The organism is Lentibacter sp. XHP0401, from assembly GCF_025751535.1.
GTDB lineage: Bacteria > Pseudomonadota > Alphaproteobacteria > Rhodobacterales > Rhodobacteraceae > Lentibacter.
The window spans coordinates 36,224-48,959 of record NZ_JAOWLC010000009.1 but is presented as its reverse complement, the minus strand read 5'-3'; the positions used below and the strand labels follow the sequence as shown (position 1 = coordinate 48,959).

Here is a 12,736-nt window from a genome sequence, read left to right as displayed (position 1 = left end):
GGTTATTCCTCCATCACGCCTTTTTTGCCCATCAAGCCGCGTGGACGTGTGAGAATGATAATGATGGCAATCAGATAGATGATGATCTGGTCAATGCCGGGGATAATGGCTTTGACTTGGTTCATGGAGGCGAAAGCCTCGAGGATACCGAGCATGAAGCCAGCCAGAACGGCACCGGGCAGCGAGCCCATGCCGCCCACAACAACAACCACGAAGCTCAGGACAAGGAAGTCCATCCCCATGTGGTAGTTGGGCGAGTTGATTGGAGCATACATGACGCCCGCAACGCCGGCCACGGCGGCAGCAAGGCCGAACATGATGGTAAAGCGCTTGTCGATGTTGATGCCGAGAAGGCCGACTGTTTCACGGTCGGCCATGCCTGCGCGCACAACCATCCCGAAGGTGGTGAACCGCAAGAAGGCAAAGACCGCGCCGATGATGAGAGCCGAAAAGGCGAAGTAAACCATGCGCCAGTAGGGGTAAATGATCGCGTTCGGATCAAAGCCCAGCATCACGCCGAAATCAAAGCTGCCGCGGAAGACTTCGGGAGCAGGTGTCGGGATCGGGTTGGCTCCGTAGAATGATTTGATCAGCTCTTGCAAAACGATAGCAAGGCCGAATGTCACAAGGATCTGATCGGCATGGGGACGCTTGTAGAAATGCTTGATCAGCCCGCGTTCCATGATGAAGCCGACGGCGATCATGACGGGAATCGAGAACAGGATTGCGAGCGGAACAGACCAGTCAATCAGCGCTTCTCCTGTTGCCTCGCCAAACCAGCCGTGCACATAGGGCGTTGCCACCTGTAGGGGTTTGCCGAGAAAGTCGGTTCTGGTGGGGTCTTCCACCATGTAGCTCAGTGACAGCAGCTTGTTGAGCGTCACTGCGCAAAAAGCACCGATCATGAAAAGTGCGCCATGCGCGAAGTTTACAACACCGAGCGTGCCGAAAATAAGCGTCAGGCCAAGCGCGATAAGCGCGTAAGCCGAGCCTTTGTCGAGCCCGTTGAGTATCTGCAGGATGATTGCGTCCATCGTCCCCACCTTGGATTGGATGTGATAAGAGCGTCGTGGCACGGAGCCGCGCGTCTATTTTATAATTGGATCGTGTTTGGGAAAGTGTCGGGGCCCCAAAGAGGCCCCGACGTGTCCATATGGCTGGTTAGCCCGCGTTACAGGCACCCAGAGCGCCGCCTGCAAACATCGGATGGTCAACCGGATACTCGACTTGAGCGCGTGGTGTGATTTCAACCACTTCCAGAAGGTCGAATTCGGATGTCGGGTTTTCTTTACCCTTCACAACGAGAACGTCTTTAAAGCACTGGTGGTCGCCGGCGCGATAAAGGGTCGGGCCGTTGCCGAGGCCGTCAAATTCGAAGCCTTCAAGCGCTTCGCCGATGCCACAAGGGTTGAACGTGCCTGCACGCTCACAAGCATCTGCATAAAGCAGCGTTTGAACGTAGCACGTGTGCGCCGCCTGTGAGGGCGGGAAGCCGAATTTTTCACCGAACGACTTGACGAAGGCTTGTGAGGCTTCGTCTGTCAGTGACCAGTGCCAGTTTGTCGAGCCAAGGATGCCTTTGACGTTTTCGCCCGCACCGCGTGCCATCAGGCGTGAGTAGAGCGGAACGACGATTTCAAACTGCTTGCCGTTGACCATCTTTTCACGCAGGCCGAACTGAACGGCGTTTGTGAGCGAGTTAACCATGTTCCCGCCGTAGTGGTTCAGAACCAGAACATCGGCACCGGAGTTCAGAACAGGTGCGATATAAGATGAGAAATCGGTTGCGGCGAGCGGTGTTCGCACCTTGTTAACAGTTTCCCAACCCATCTCTTCAGTCGCGGCTGCAATGCTTTCTTCCTGTGTCCAGCCCCATGTATAGTCAGCTGTCAGGTGATAGGCTTTACGGTCTGCGCCGTAGCGGTTTTTCAGCACCGGTGCGAGAGCTGCAGCCGACATGTAGGCGTTGAAGAAGTGACGGAAGCCGTTGGCTTTCTTGTCCTTGCCTGTCGTGTCGTTTGAGTGCGTAAGGCCTGCCATGAAGATAATGCCAGCCTCCTGGCAGAGACCTTGAACCGCGACGGCAACACCTGAAGACGAGCCTCCTGTAATCATGATGGCGCCGTCTTTTTCGATCATTGATTTAGCAGAAGCACGTGCCGCGTCTGATTTGGTCTGCGTATCACCTGTGACGTACTCGACCTTCTTGCCGAGGATACCGTTGCCCTGGAGGGCTTTGGAGCTGAACGTGTTCATCATGCCGCCATCGCCGCCACCGTTGAGGTGTTCGACGGCCAATTCGTAGGCGCGCAATTCGTCGGCGCCTTCGTCTGCGTATGCGCCTGTTTGCGGCACGTTGAAACCAAGTGTGACAGAGCCACCTTTTGGCTCGTTCATATAGGCTGCCGCTGACGAGGCTGTGAAGATCGTCGGAAGCGCAACGCCAGCGCCTGCCAGGGCACTGGTTTTCAGCATACCACGACGGGTAAAGTTTGATTTGGACATTATATATCCTCCCTTTTCGATAATACGGGAAGGAGCCTCCTCCTGCGCCTCCCCATAGGCACGTTTGTGCAAATACAATATGCAGGTCAGACCGAAAATTACGCAATAAGGCATTTGAACGACACAAAAGTTTTGTAAATTTCTGCACAAAGCCTTTGCTGATTGTGTAAATTTGTTTATGTTGCGTTGCAGAAAATGACTGAAATTATGAGATAATTGTCATGGCCACACGCACTCTCGCAGGCAGCCGTATCCGCGAACGCCGCATTGCCCAGGGGCTTAAACAGGCTGATTTGGCGGCTGATGTGGGGATTTCTCCATCTTATCTTAATCTCATTGAGCACAACCGGCGCAGAATCGGCGGTAAGTTGTTGCGTGCTATGGCGTTGCGCCTCGAGGTTGAACCAGCACTTTTGGCCGAGGGGGCTGAGCAGGAAGTGATCGCGCGGCTGGGGAATGTGGCTGCTCGGTTGGGGGAGGAAATCGGAGTGGCGGAAAGCACGGCTTTTGCGGGCCGCTTTCCCGGCTGGGCCAACCTGATGATCCGTGCCGCGCGCAGGATCGACGAGCTTGAGCGCAATGTTGAAACCCTGACCGACCGTTTGACACATGATCCGCATCTGGCGGCGACGTTGCATGAGGTGCTTTCCACTGTGACATCAATCCGCTCCACGGCGTCGATTTTGCAGGACACCCGCGAGATTGAGCCTGAGTGGCGCGACCGCTTCCACCGTAACATTAACGAAGATTCCGCGCGGCTGGCCGAGCGTGCGCAGGCGCTTGTCGGGTTTCTGGACGGGGCGGGCGATGCGCAAAGTGAAGTGAGCTCGCCGCAAGAGGAGGTGGCCGGGTTTCTTTCGGCTTTTGACTGGCATTTTCCGGCACTGGAAGAGGCGCGCGTTGACGCGGCCGAGGGATACTTGCGCGGTGCGGCACAGCTCAAGTCTTCAAGCGCGCAGGCGATCGCGGGGAGATATCTTGCCTGCTATGCAAAAGATGCCGAAGATATGCCACTCGAGGCCTTTCGGGGGGCGATTGGTGAGCATGGCCCCGAACCGCTCAGGCTGGCGGCAGAGTTTGATCAGGACCTGGCTAGTGTCATGCGCCGCCTCGCAACCTTGCCGGAGCATGGCTTCGGGCTGGTGGTGTGCGATGCTTCGGGAACCATGCTGTATCGCAAGCCGGCCGATGGGTTCCCGATCCCGCGGTTCGGGGCGATGTGCCCGCTGTGGCCTCTGTTTCAGGCCTTGAGCCGCCCAATGATGCCGCTGGCGCAGCGGGTGGCACAGCCCGGGCGCGGCGGAACAAGCGAGAATGTGTTTGAAACCTACGCGATTGCGCAGGCGGTTTTGAGCACGGATTATGGCTATGAGCCGCTTTTGGAGGCAACCATGCTGATTGCGCCCATGACTGCCGAAACGGGAACGCAGGGCGCGCGGTTGATCGGGGCCAGTTGCCGGATTTGCCCGCGTGAAGGCTGCGCGGCACGGCGGGAGCCTTCGATCGTGTCGTCACGGCTCTAGGCTGTGCGCACACGCGCTGCGCTTCATCTTTTGACAGGCGGCGTTTTTGTGGTGATAAAGAAGAGGCTAGAGCGTGAACCCGCGCAAAGGCACGTCAGGGGAGGGACGTAATATATGGGGAAAACCGTGGTTCTGGTTGAAGATGAACCAAATATCATCGAGGCGATTAGCTTTATTCTGTCGCGAGACGGTTGGACAGTGCACACCCACTCCAACGGGGATACGGCGATGGCGACGCTTGAAGTGCGTGCGCCCAATCTGATTTTGCTTGATGTTATGCTGCCCGGACGCAGCGGGTTTGATATTCTGAGTGATATTCGAGGACATGCTGTGTTGGCACAGACGCCAGTAATGATGTTGACCGCGCGGGGCCAGACAAAGGACCGCGAACGCGCTATGGAACTTGGTGCGAGCCGATTCATGACCAAGCCATTCTCCAATTCCGAGGTGCTTGACGCGGTGCGCGAGTTGGCGACATCTTGAGCGAGGCCCGCGAGCCCGCGCAAAAGCATCCGCATGGGCGGATAAGCGGGCAGGTATTTTTGCCCAAAGACAGCTACCGCGCGCGCCGTGTTGTGGATGCGATCCGGGTTTGGCCGGTTTTGGGTGTGTTGTGTTTTGCCTTGCCCATCATCTGGACGGGGGCTGCCAAGAGCAATGTCGGTGCGATGGCCTATCTTTTTATAGTCTGGGCGGTGCTTATCGCTGGAGGAGCGCTATTGACGCGACGGCTTGGCCCCGATGGGGAAGCGGAACCCGGGTCTGACGCAAACCGCGCGTTGCCGCATGCGCCTGACGGGCAGGGTGATAGAACCCCGTGAGCAATGCCGTCAACATTCTGGCAGCCGTTTGTGCGAGCTATGCAGCAATGTTGTTTGTTGTGGCGTTTCTGGCGGAGCGTGCAGCGAAACGGGGCCGCGCACGCTGGCTCAACTCGCCAATCATCTACACGCTTTCGCTTTCGGTGTATTGCACCGCCTGGACATTTTACGGCGCGGTCGGTTTTGCGGCGCGCTCTGGGCTTGAGTATTTGACGATTTATATCGGCCCGACGCTTGTGATGATCGGGTGGTGGTGGGTGCTGCGCAAACTCGTACGGGTGGGCCGTGCTCAGCGAATTACCTCGATTGCTGATTTGATTTCGAACCGCTTTGGTAAATCAAACACCCTTGCTGTTTTGATCACTTTGATGGCCGTAGCAGGCACAACGCCTTACATAGCGCTTCAGCTCCAGTCTGTTACGTTGTCCTTTTCAGCCTTTGCGGCTGCGGGGCCGAATGCGGAAGGATTTGGCAGTGCCGCCACCGCTTTCTGGGTGGCGACGGGGCTTGCGCTTTTCACTGTCCTCTTTGGCACGCGCAATCTTGATGTGAACGAGCGCCACCATGGCGTTGTCATGGCGATTGCTTTGGAGGCGGTTGTGAAGTTGATAGCGCTTCTGGCTGTGGGAGTGTTTGTTGTCTGGGGGCTTGGTGGCGGTCTTGGCCCCGTGATTGAGCAGATCGAGGCCAGCGAGATTGCCGAATGGGAGATTGCCCCTTCAAGATGGGTTGCGTTGATCGCGCTGTCAGCGGCGGCATTTCTCACGTTGCCACGGATGTTTCAGGTGCTGGTCGTCGAAAACGATGACGAACGCCACTTGCGCTTTGCTGCCTGGGCTTTTCCAACGTATCTTTTGTTGATCAACCTGTTCATCGTTCCGATTGCTGTTGTCGGGCAGAACATTCTGCCCGAGGCCACAAACCCTGATTTGTACGTTTTGTCGGTTCCGCTGGTGTCGGGGGAGGCAGGGCTGGCAACACTGTCTTTTCTGGGTGGATTTTCCTCCGCCACGTCAATGGTTATTGTGGCGGCGATTGCGCTTTCGACCATGGTGTCCAACCATATTGTCATGCCGATCTGGCTGCGGGTGACCGGAGGCGGAGCGCTTGTGTCAGGTGATTTGCGCAATGTGGTGCTGTTGTCGCGGCGCTTCTCAATTATCGGTGTCGTGTTTTTGGGATATGTCTATTACCGCATTTCAGGCGGTGGTGCTGCTTTGGCGGCGATCGGTCTGGTGTCTTTTGCGGGGGTATCGCAGTTTTTACCGGCGCTTCTGGGCGGGCTTTTTTGGCGTGGAGCGACACGTAGCGGTGCGTTGGCAGGCTTGCTTGTCGGATTTGTGATCTGGCTTTGGGCGATGTTTTTGCCAAGTTTCGGACCTGATGCAGCCCTTTCGGCGGATGTGCTGGCACACGGACCTTGGGGCATAGCGGCGCTTAAACCCCAGGCGCTTTTCGGGTTTGTCGGGCTTGATCCGCTTGTACATGCGGTGTTCTGGAGCCTGACACTGAATACGGTATCTTTCGTCGTCGTATCCTTGGCGAGCTTTCCCTCACCTATGGAGCGCTTGCAGGGGGCGCAGATTGTCGATGTGTTCAAACATTCCAGCAGCGGGCAGCGCTGGCGCGGGGGGATGGCCCAAAGTGAAGATCTGCTTTTGATGGCGCAGCGGATTGTCGGGGCCACGCAGGCACAAGGGCTGTTTCGGCGGGTGGCGAGTGAGCAGGGGCTTGAGGGGTATCTGCCCGAGCCGACCCCCGAGTTTCTCAACCTGTTGGAGCGCGAGCTTGCGGGCTCTGTGGGAGCGGCAACGGCGCATGCGATGGTGGGACAGATTGTGGGCAGGGCCGCTGTTTCGGTGGATGATCTGATCGCTGTGGCGGATGAAGCCGCGCAGATTATGGAGTACTCGAGCCAGCTTGAGGAAAAATCCGAAGAGTTGATCCGCACCGCGCGTCAGCTACGGGAGGCGAATGAAAAGCTCACCGAGCTGTCGCACCAGAAGGATGCTTTTTTGAGCCAGATCAGCCACGAGCTGCGCACGCCGATGACATCAATCCGGGCATTTTCAGAGATTTTGCGCGATTCTGACGGGCTATCCGGCGATGACCAGAGTAAATATAGCTCGATTATCAATTCGGAATCTGTTCGGCTGACGCGGCTTCTGGATGATTTGCTGGATTTGAGCGTGCTTGAAAACGGGCAGGTTTCGATGAACCTGGAAGACGGTTTGCTTGTGGATGTGCTGGACCGTGCGGTTGCGGCTGCGGGGTTGATCGGCAAAGTAAGCATCGTGCGGCGCCGGGAGCGTGAGCAGATGGTCATTCACACGGATCTGGACCGGTTGTGTCAGGTTTTTATCAACCTGATTGCCAATGCACAGAAATACTGTGAAGCACTAGAGCCGGAACTGAAGATTATGACCTCTGCAAAAGACGGGCGTTTGTATATCGATTTTATCGACAATGGGCTTGGAATTTCGCGTGACGAGCAGTTGGTTGTTTTTGAGAAATTTTCCCGCTTGGGAGACGATCGTGAAAGCGGTGCAGGGCTCGGCCTTGCGATTTGCCGTGAGGTGATGCAGCGCCTTGACGGGACGATCAGCTATTTGCCCGGGCAGGGCGGAACGGCCTTTCGGGTTTCTTTGCCTTTTGAGGATTAGCGGAAAAACTTTGCGGCGCTAAGAAGATGGTAACGGATTGGCGCTAAACCAGAGGCTCAAACACCGCAAAGAATGGCGGCGGAGGCTATGGGCGAAACCAGTGCAACACATGTATTGCGCCGCAAGGCGAAGGCGGGCCGCGAGGAGCATCAGGCCCGTGTCATGTCGCCCGCGAGGGCGATGCGGCTGGCTTTGTCGCGCTCGGCTGAAAAGCTGTTCGAGCTCGCGCTGAGCGTAAGTGGTGTGCAAAGCGAGCAGTTGGGGCAGGATGCTCTGATGCGCAGTGTTGATGAGGACATGCTGTTTATTGTGCTCGACGGCCCATGCGGAGCGATTGGTGCTGTGGCACTGGATGTGCCTTTGGTGAGCGGGTTTGTCGAAAAACAGACGATTGGTCAGGTGAGTGCGCGCGAAGGCCCGCTGCGTGCCGCCACAGCCACCGACGCGGCGCTGGTTGCGCCATATGTAAGCCGTGTTTTAAATGAGATGAGTGAGCATTTGGGCCCTCAGGAGGGCCAACTTTGTGAACACTTCCGCTTTGGTGCGCGGATAGAGAGCAAGCGACATCTCGGATTGATTATTGACGCGCCAGACTATCAGGTATTGCGTGCGCAAATCGAGCTTGAGGGTGGCGCGCGGCGCGGCGAATTTGTGCTGTGCTTGCCGTTGTCAGGAGGGAAGGCGCAACCTTCTGAACCGGCGGCTGCCGAGGCTCATCCTGAAAGCTCCGAGCAGGCGCGGAGCTTGATGAAAGACGGTGCCCTCATGGAGGCGCGCGCGGTGTTGCGCGCGGTCATTCATCGCCGAAAGATCAGCCTTGGGGAACTGTCGGAGTTGAAGCCGGGCGTGCGGCTACAGTTTGGCGCGGCAGCTCTTGGGCGGATCGAGCTTGATGCGGGTTCCGGCTCCGAGCGGTTGGGGCCATGCAAACTTGGCCAACAGGACGGTATGCGCGCACTCAAGGTTCAATTCGGTATACGTGGAGCAGGGAAGGAAACGTTCGAGCCGATGGACGTGGCTGATGTCTGGGCCGATCTGGGAGAGGCAGAAACATCAGCCTACTCCAGTGTCGATGTGGATATGACCCCTTTGACTGTTGATGACATGCCTGACCTGTCGGATTTGCCAGGTTTGGGTGAGGAGCAGCAACACGATTATCTGGCACCCGAGCGCGAGCCAGAGCCAGAAGCGCAAAGCCTGTCAAACGTAGGCTAATCCGGTCTGGCCGGGCTTGGCAAATTTGAAGCCGTTTTTGATGATGTTATCAAGTTCTTCAGGAGCTGAGAAAAACTCCGGCCGCAAGGGGGCGAGCGCGGCCAGAACGCTGCGGAAACGGGTGAGACCCATGGCCTCAGCCTCGAAAAACGCACCGCCATAGTTTGGTGCGAAGCCGAGAGAGGAAATTACAATCAGGTCGATTTCCCAAGGGTACTGGATTGTGCCATCGCGTAAAAGCTGCGTGCCTGTATGAAGCAGCGCGGCGGTTGCAAGAGTTGTGATGGCGGCAGAGTCTGGAGTGTTGCTGGCTTGATGACCTACATGCTCGCGCCAGTCAGAGAGTGTTTGGTCTGCCTCGGGGCTAAGGCATCCAGAGACGAGTGCCGATGCGCCTTTTCCTCCTTCAATCCCAGCCTTCAAAAGTGCGGCGTTTAGCCCGGGAGCGGTACTTTTTACGAGATCGCCGAAAAACGCAGTTACGCGGAAGGGCTGGGCGCGAAAGCCCTCTGCGTTTTGGGCGGCAAAGGGCTTCACGCGGCAGGGCAGAGCAGCATCGACAGCCTCGGGTGAAGCTCCGCAGGCAATGGCCTCTTCGGCGGCCAGACAGAGGGCTGTAAACAGGCGGCTGGAGGCGAGCCCGTTCTGAGCCGCTTGGAATACGGGGGTGACTCCGATGCGGCGCAGCGCGGCAACCATAGGTGCTCTGTGCCTGTCGGTGCGGGCTAGTTCGGGTTTGAGCGCGATTTCGGCAAGCTCTCCGCTGCCGACATCGGCGTGAAATTGTAAAGCGGCGACGCGCGGGGCCAAGACCTCCGCAAATTCGCCTGCACCGCTGCGCATCGCGGAGGTCAGCATTATGACGGCCTCTTCGGAGGCTGCGCCTTTGATCTGTGCAATCAACCCGCCGATAGTATCAATCGAACGGGCGGCAGCTTCAACGATCCAATCGGCCGTTTTAAGTGCTGTAAAATCAGGCAGTTCGCTAAGAAGCGCAAGCATAGGCCTGGCCTGACCAGGAGCGATTTGTCGCTTGGCCGTGCGTGTATTGATTTGGGCTTTGATTGCTTCGCGGAAGGCGGCGAAATCATCGCCTTCAAGAGCAAGAACGCGAACAGGAAGCTGTGCACGCATGGCAGACAGAGCGATGCGTGCGGCTTGTGTGCCTGTGCCAACCAGTGTGAGCGCTTCGGGCGCCTGTGCTTCCGGGAAGGCGCAAAACGCGGCCAGTTTGGCCGCACGGCGGTAGCCTTTGCGCTTGCTTGACAGGTTCTCGGCAAGATCTGCGATCTGGGTTTGTGCAAACTTCAGCGTGGCTTCACGGGGAAGAAGAAGGGCCGCTTCCAGCACAGTGGCAAGGGCTGCTTTATCGGCCGAATATGCGCCGAAATGTGTTGTGCTGCGCAGGGCTGTGATCTGGTTTTGATAGTTGACGGGGTTGTCAAAGGCCGGCTGGGGCAAAGCTGCGCAGGGCGCAAGGCTGCGGGCGTGCTCGGCGGCTTCTCCAACCGCATTTTGAGAGACTATTTTGTCGAAAAGAGGCTCGAGTTGTGGATGGCTGACGGACATGTCCGATGGCGTTTCCAGAAAGTGACGTGTCAAATCGGGGCCCAGCCGTGCGGCCAGAGTGTAAAGTGCTGCGGGGCTCGGCAGGCGGGCTGCGTGCAGACTGGGCAGGGATATCCGTGTGCCCAGATGTGCAACCCGTGCAGCGGCGGCAAGCGCCAATTCCAGTCCGGCATCTGCGGCGCGGCCTCGCAGCGCAGCGACGACGGGCTTTTGCGCAGTGGCAATGGCCTCTGTGAGGGTTGCTAAAGTCGGGTTGGCTTCGCCAAGTTGGTGCTCGGGCAGGGGCAAATCGAGGGTGAAGCCACCGCCATTGGACGTAAGCACAATGGTGTCAACTTCGGGATTGTCCAATGCGTCTTGCAATGCCGCCAGAAAGGCGGCACGTAATGCGGGAAAAAATGTGCCCTCGGGGGGGCGATGCAGGCTTACAACAGCGGTTTTGTTACCTGTTTTGGATGTGACCCATTCACTTGAGGCAGTCATAACTGTTCCGCTCCGCTGACTTGATGGAGCAACTTTGCCTTTGGGCGCAGGTAATGGCAAGCTTTGGGCAACTTTGTAAAGCTGTTTGACGGCGGGTTATTGACACATATCAAAAATTGAATATATATAGCATCCAATTGTTGGATGGAAACGGGAGAGGACTATGAAGGCCGAAGTAAAAGGATTTTTCGACGACGCGACCAACACGATTTCCTATGTGGTGAAAGACCCTTCGGGAAGTGCTTGTGCGATTATCGATTCTGTTCTGGATTTTGATTATTCATCAGGAAGGACAGACACGCGCTCGGCGGATGCTGTTGTGGAATATGTGCGCGCAGAAGGGCTCACTGTGGAGTGGCTGCTTGAAAGCCATGTGCATGCTGATCACCTTTCTGCTGCGCCTTATTTGCAAGAACGGCTTGGCGGCAAGATCGGGATTGGTGAACAGATCACGGTTGTGCAGGATACTTTTGGCAAAGTGTTCAATGAAGGCACTGAGTTTCAGCGTGATGGTAGCCAGTTTGACAAACTTTTCCGCGAAGGCGACAGCTTTCACATCGGGCAGTTGCGTGGAGATGTGTTGCACACCCCTGGTCATACGCCAGCCTGTCTGACGTATGTGATAGGTGATGCGGCATTTGTGGGTGACACGTTGTTTATGCCGGATTTCGGCACGGCGCGTTGTGACTTCCCCGGAGGATCATCGGAGTTGCTGTTTGACTCGGTCCAGAAAATTTTGAACTTGCCAGATGAGACGCGGATTTTTGTGGGCCATGATTATATGGCACCCGGGCGTGAAGAATTTGCTTGGGAAACCACTGTCGGCGAGCAAAAAGCCAAGAATATTCATGTTGGCGCGGGCCGCTCCAAGGGTGAGTTTGTGAAGATGCGCGATGATCGCGATGCGACACTGGCAATGCCCAAGCTGATTATTCCGTCGCTTCAGGTGAATATGCGCGCGGGGCAGATGCCGCCGGCGGATGAGCAGGGGGATGTTTTTCTGAAAGTGCCGGTTAACAAGATATAATAGACTAGGCAGGCCTTATGCGAACGGGCCTTTAATTCTACAGGACGGAAGGAAACGGGAATGGAACCAGATTGGATCTGGGGGCTCGCTGGCGGGTTCCTCATCGGGCTTGGCGGGGTTGTGCTCTTGTGGGGCAACGGGCGCATTATGGGCGCGAGCGGAATAATCGGCGGGCTGGTTGACGGCTCGGGGCGCAGTGAGTGGGCCGACAGGCTTGCCTTTTTGGCTGGCACGTTTGGTGTGCCGTTGCTGCTGTATCCGTTCTTTAGCGAAGTTGATACGCATATCAGCCAGAGTGCCGCGGTGCTTGTGGCGGCGGGGCTGCTTGTGGGCATCGGCACACGACTGGCTAATGGGTGCACCTCCGGGCACGGGGTCTGCGGAATTTCGCGGCTTTCGGTGCGCGGAATTGTGGCGACGTTGCTTTATCTCCTTGCGGGGGGGGCAAGTGTTTTGCTCTTCCGCCATATCTGGGGGATCATCTGATGCGGCTGATGTTTTCTCTTCTATCAGGCATGCTCTTCGGGGCAGGGCTGTTTATTTCGGGCATGACCGACACAACAAAAGTGCAAGGTTGGCTTGATATCTTTGGTGCGTGGGATCCGACGCTGGCCTTTGTGCTTGGCGGTGCGATCATCCCGATGTTTTTTGCATGGCGTATGACAAAAGGGCGGCGGCCTGTGACAACACCGCAGTTTCCGCCCCAACCGCCTGTGAAGATTGACCGCCGCCTCGCTATCGGCTCGCTATTGTTTGGTGCGGGCTGGGGTCTGTCGGGGCTTTGCCCTGGCCCTGCGATGGCATCGCTTGGCTATGGTGGTGTGTTTCACTGGGTGTTTTTTGCCGCGATGCTTGTAGGCATGTGGCTGACCCCTCATATTCTGCGGCTCGTCGTGCGCCCTGCAACTGCATAAAAAATGGAAAGGAGCC

General features: G+C 57.0%; 11 protein-coding genes. 8 read left to right on the top strand and 3 right to left on the bottom strand.

What is annotated here, in order from left to right:
• Positions 1 to 2: 2 nt before the first annotated feature.
• Together OE750_RS12365 and OE750_RS12360 are read right to left on the bottom strand one after the other, a co-directional pair.
• Entirely contained in the window at positions 3 to 1,034 is a 1,032-nt protein-coding gene (locus tag OE750_RS12365; RefSeq protein WP_263764546.1) for a branched-chain amino acid ABC transporter permease, read from the bottom strand.
• Between the two features lie 127 nt (positions 1,035 to 1,161).
• Positions 1,162 to 2,505 (bottom strand): substrate-binding protein, encoded by a 1,344-nt coding sequence (locus tag OE750_RS12360; protein ID WP_263764544.1) that lies wholly within the window; start codon positions 2,503 to 2,505, stop codon positions 1,162 to 1,164.
• Between the two features lie 221 nt (positions 2,506 to 2,726).
• Between OE750_RS12360 and OE750_RS12355 the strand changes: the two genes are divergently transcribed.
• The 5 genes from OE750_RS12355 (at position 2,727) to OE750_RS12335 (ending at position 8,727) form a co-directional block, all read left to right on the top strand.
• A complete protein-coding gene (locus OE750_RS12355; RefSeq protein ID WP_263764543.1) occupies positions 2,727 to 4,028 on the top strand; it encodes a helix-turn-helix domain-containing protein in 1,302 nt (433 codons plus the stop codon).
• Between the two features lie 114 nt (positions 4,029 to 4,142).
• Positions 4,143 to 4,511 carry a response regulator transcription factor gene (locus OE750_RS12350; RefSeq protein WP_263764542.1) on the top strand — a complete coding sequence of 123 codons (369 nt, stop codon included), beginning with the start codon at positions 4,143 to 4,145 and terminating at the stop codon, positions 4,509 to 4,511.
• Complete coding sequence (locus tag OE750_RS12345; RefSeq protein ID WP_263764541.1) at positions 4,508 to 4,849, top strand: hypothetical protein; 342 nt, start codon at positions 4,508 to 4,510, stop codon at positions 4,847 to 4,849. The genes OE750_RS12350 and OE750_RS12345 overlap by 4 nt, the downstream gene beginning before the upstream one ends.
• A gap of 47 nt (positions 4,850 to 4,896) precedes the next feature.
• Positions 4,897 to 7,512 carry a sensor histidine kinase gene (locus OE750_RS12340; protein ID WP_263764691.1) on the top strand — a complete coding sequence of 872 codons (2,616 nt, stop codon included), beginning with the start codon at positions 4,897 to 4,899 and terminating at the stop codon, positions 7,510 to 7,512.
• Positions 7,513 to 7,584: 72 nt separating this feature from the next.
• Positions 7,585 to 8,727 (top strand): hypothetical protein, encoded by a 1,143-nt coding sequence (locus tag OE750_RS12335; protein ID WP_263764539.1) that lies wholly within the window; start codon positions 7,585 to 7,587, stop codon positions 8,725 to 8,727.
• Here the strand turns inward: OE750_RS12335 and OE750_RS12330 are convergent.
• A complete protein-coding gene (locus tag OE750_RS12330; protein ID WP_263764538.1) occupies positions 8,713 to 10,779 on the bottom strand; it encodes an enoyl-CoA hydratase-related protein in 2,067 nt (688 codons plus the stop codon). The two genes, OE750_RS12335 and OE750_RS12330, sit on opposite strands and share 15 nt — an antisense overlap.
• A gap of 163 nt (positions 10,780 to 10,942) precedes the next feature.
• Here OE750_RS12330 and OE750_RS12325 point away from each other — a divergent pair, with 163 nt between their 5' ends.
• From OE750_RS12325 to OE750_RS12315, 3 genes are read left to right on the top strand one after another with little or no spacing between them, the layout of a single operon-like run.
• Positions 10,943 to 11,806, top strand: a complete 864-nt coding sequence (locus OE750_RS12325) for an MBL fold metallo-hydrolase (protein WP_263764537.1) — start codon at positions 10,943 to 10,945, stop codon at positions 11,804 to 11,806.
• A 60-nt stretch (positions 11,807 to 11,866) separates the two neighbouring features.
• The gene (locus tag OE750_RS12320; protein ID WP_263764536.1) at positions 11,867 to 12,292 is read left to right on the top strand and encodes a YeeE/YedE family protein; all 426 of its coding nucleotides are present in this window, start codon (positions 11,867 to 11,869) and stop codon (positions 12,290 to 12,292) included.
• The gene (locus OE750_RS12315) at positions 12,292 to 12,720 is read left to right on the top strand and encodes a DUF6691 family protein (protein WP_263764535.1); all 429 of its coding nucleotides are present in this window, start codon (positions 12,292 to 12,294) and stop codon (positions 12,718 to 12,720) included. Before OE750_RS12320 ends, OE750_RS12315 begins: the two co-directional genes overlap by 1 nt.
• Positions 12,721 to 12,736 lie beyond the last annotated feature (16 nt).

Excerpts from the sequence above, each read along its gene's own strand:
- OE750_RS12365 (WP_263764546.1), bottom strand. The coding sequence starts at position 1,034 with ATGGACGCAATCATCCTGCAGATACTCAACGGGCTCGACAAAGGCTCG.
- OE750_RS12360 (WP_263764544.1), bottom strand. The coding sequence starts at position 2,505 with ATGTCCAAATCAAACTTTACCCGTCGTGGTATGCTGAAAACCAGTGCC.
- OE750_RS12355 (WP_263764543.1), top strand. The coding sequence starts at position 2,727 with ATGGCCACACGCACTCTCGCAGGCAGCCGTATCCGCGAACGCCGCATT.
- OE750_RS12350 (WP_263764542.1), top strand. The coding sequence starts at position 4,143 with ATGGGGAAAACCGTGGTTCTGGTTGAAGATGAACCAAATATCATCGAG.
- OE750_RS12340 (WP_263764691.1), top strand. The coding sequence starts at position 4,897 with ATGTTGTTTGTTGTGGCGTTTCTGGCGGAGCGTGCAGCGAAACGGGGC.
- OE750_RS12335 (WP_263764539.1), top strand. The coding sequence starts at position 7,585 with ATGGCGGCGGAGGCTATGGGCGAAACCAGTGCAACACATGTATTGCGC.
- OE750_RS12330 (WP_263764538.1), bottom strand. The coding sequence starts at position 10,779 with ATGACTGCCTCAAGTGAATGGGTCACATCCAAAACAGGTAACAAAACC.
- OE750_RS12325 (WP_263764537.1), top strand. The coding sequence starts at position 10,943 with ATGAAGGCCGAAGTAAAAGGATTTTTCGACGACGCGACCAACACGATT.
- OE750_RS12320 (WP_263764536.1), top strand. The coding sequence starts at position 11,867 with ATGGAACCAGATTGGATCTGGGGGCTCGCTGGCGGGTTCCTCATCGGG.
- OE750_RS12315 (WP_263764535.1), top strand. The coding sequence starts at position 12,292 with ATGCGGCTGATGTTTTCTCTTCTATCAGGCATGCTCTTCGGGGCAGGG.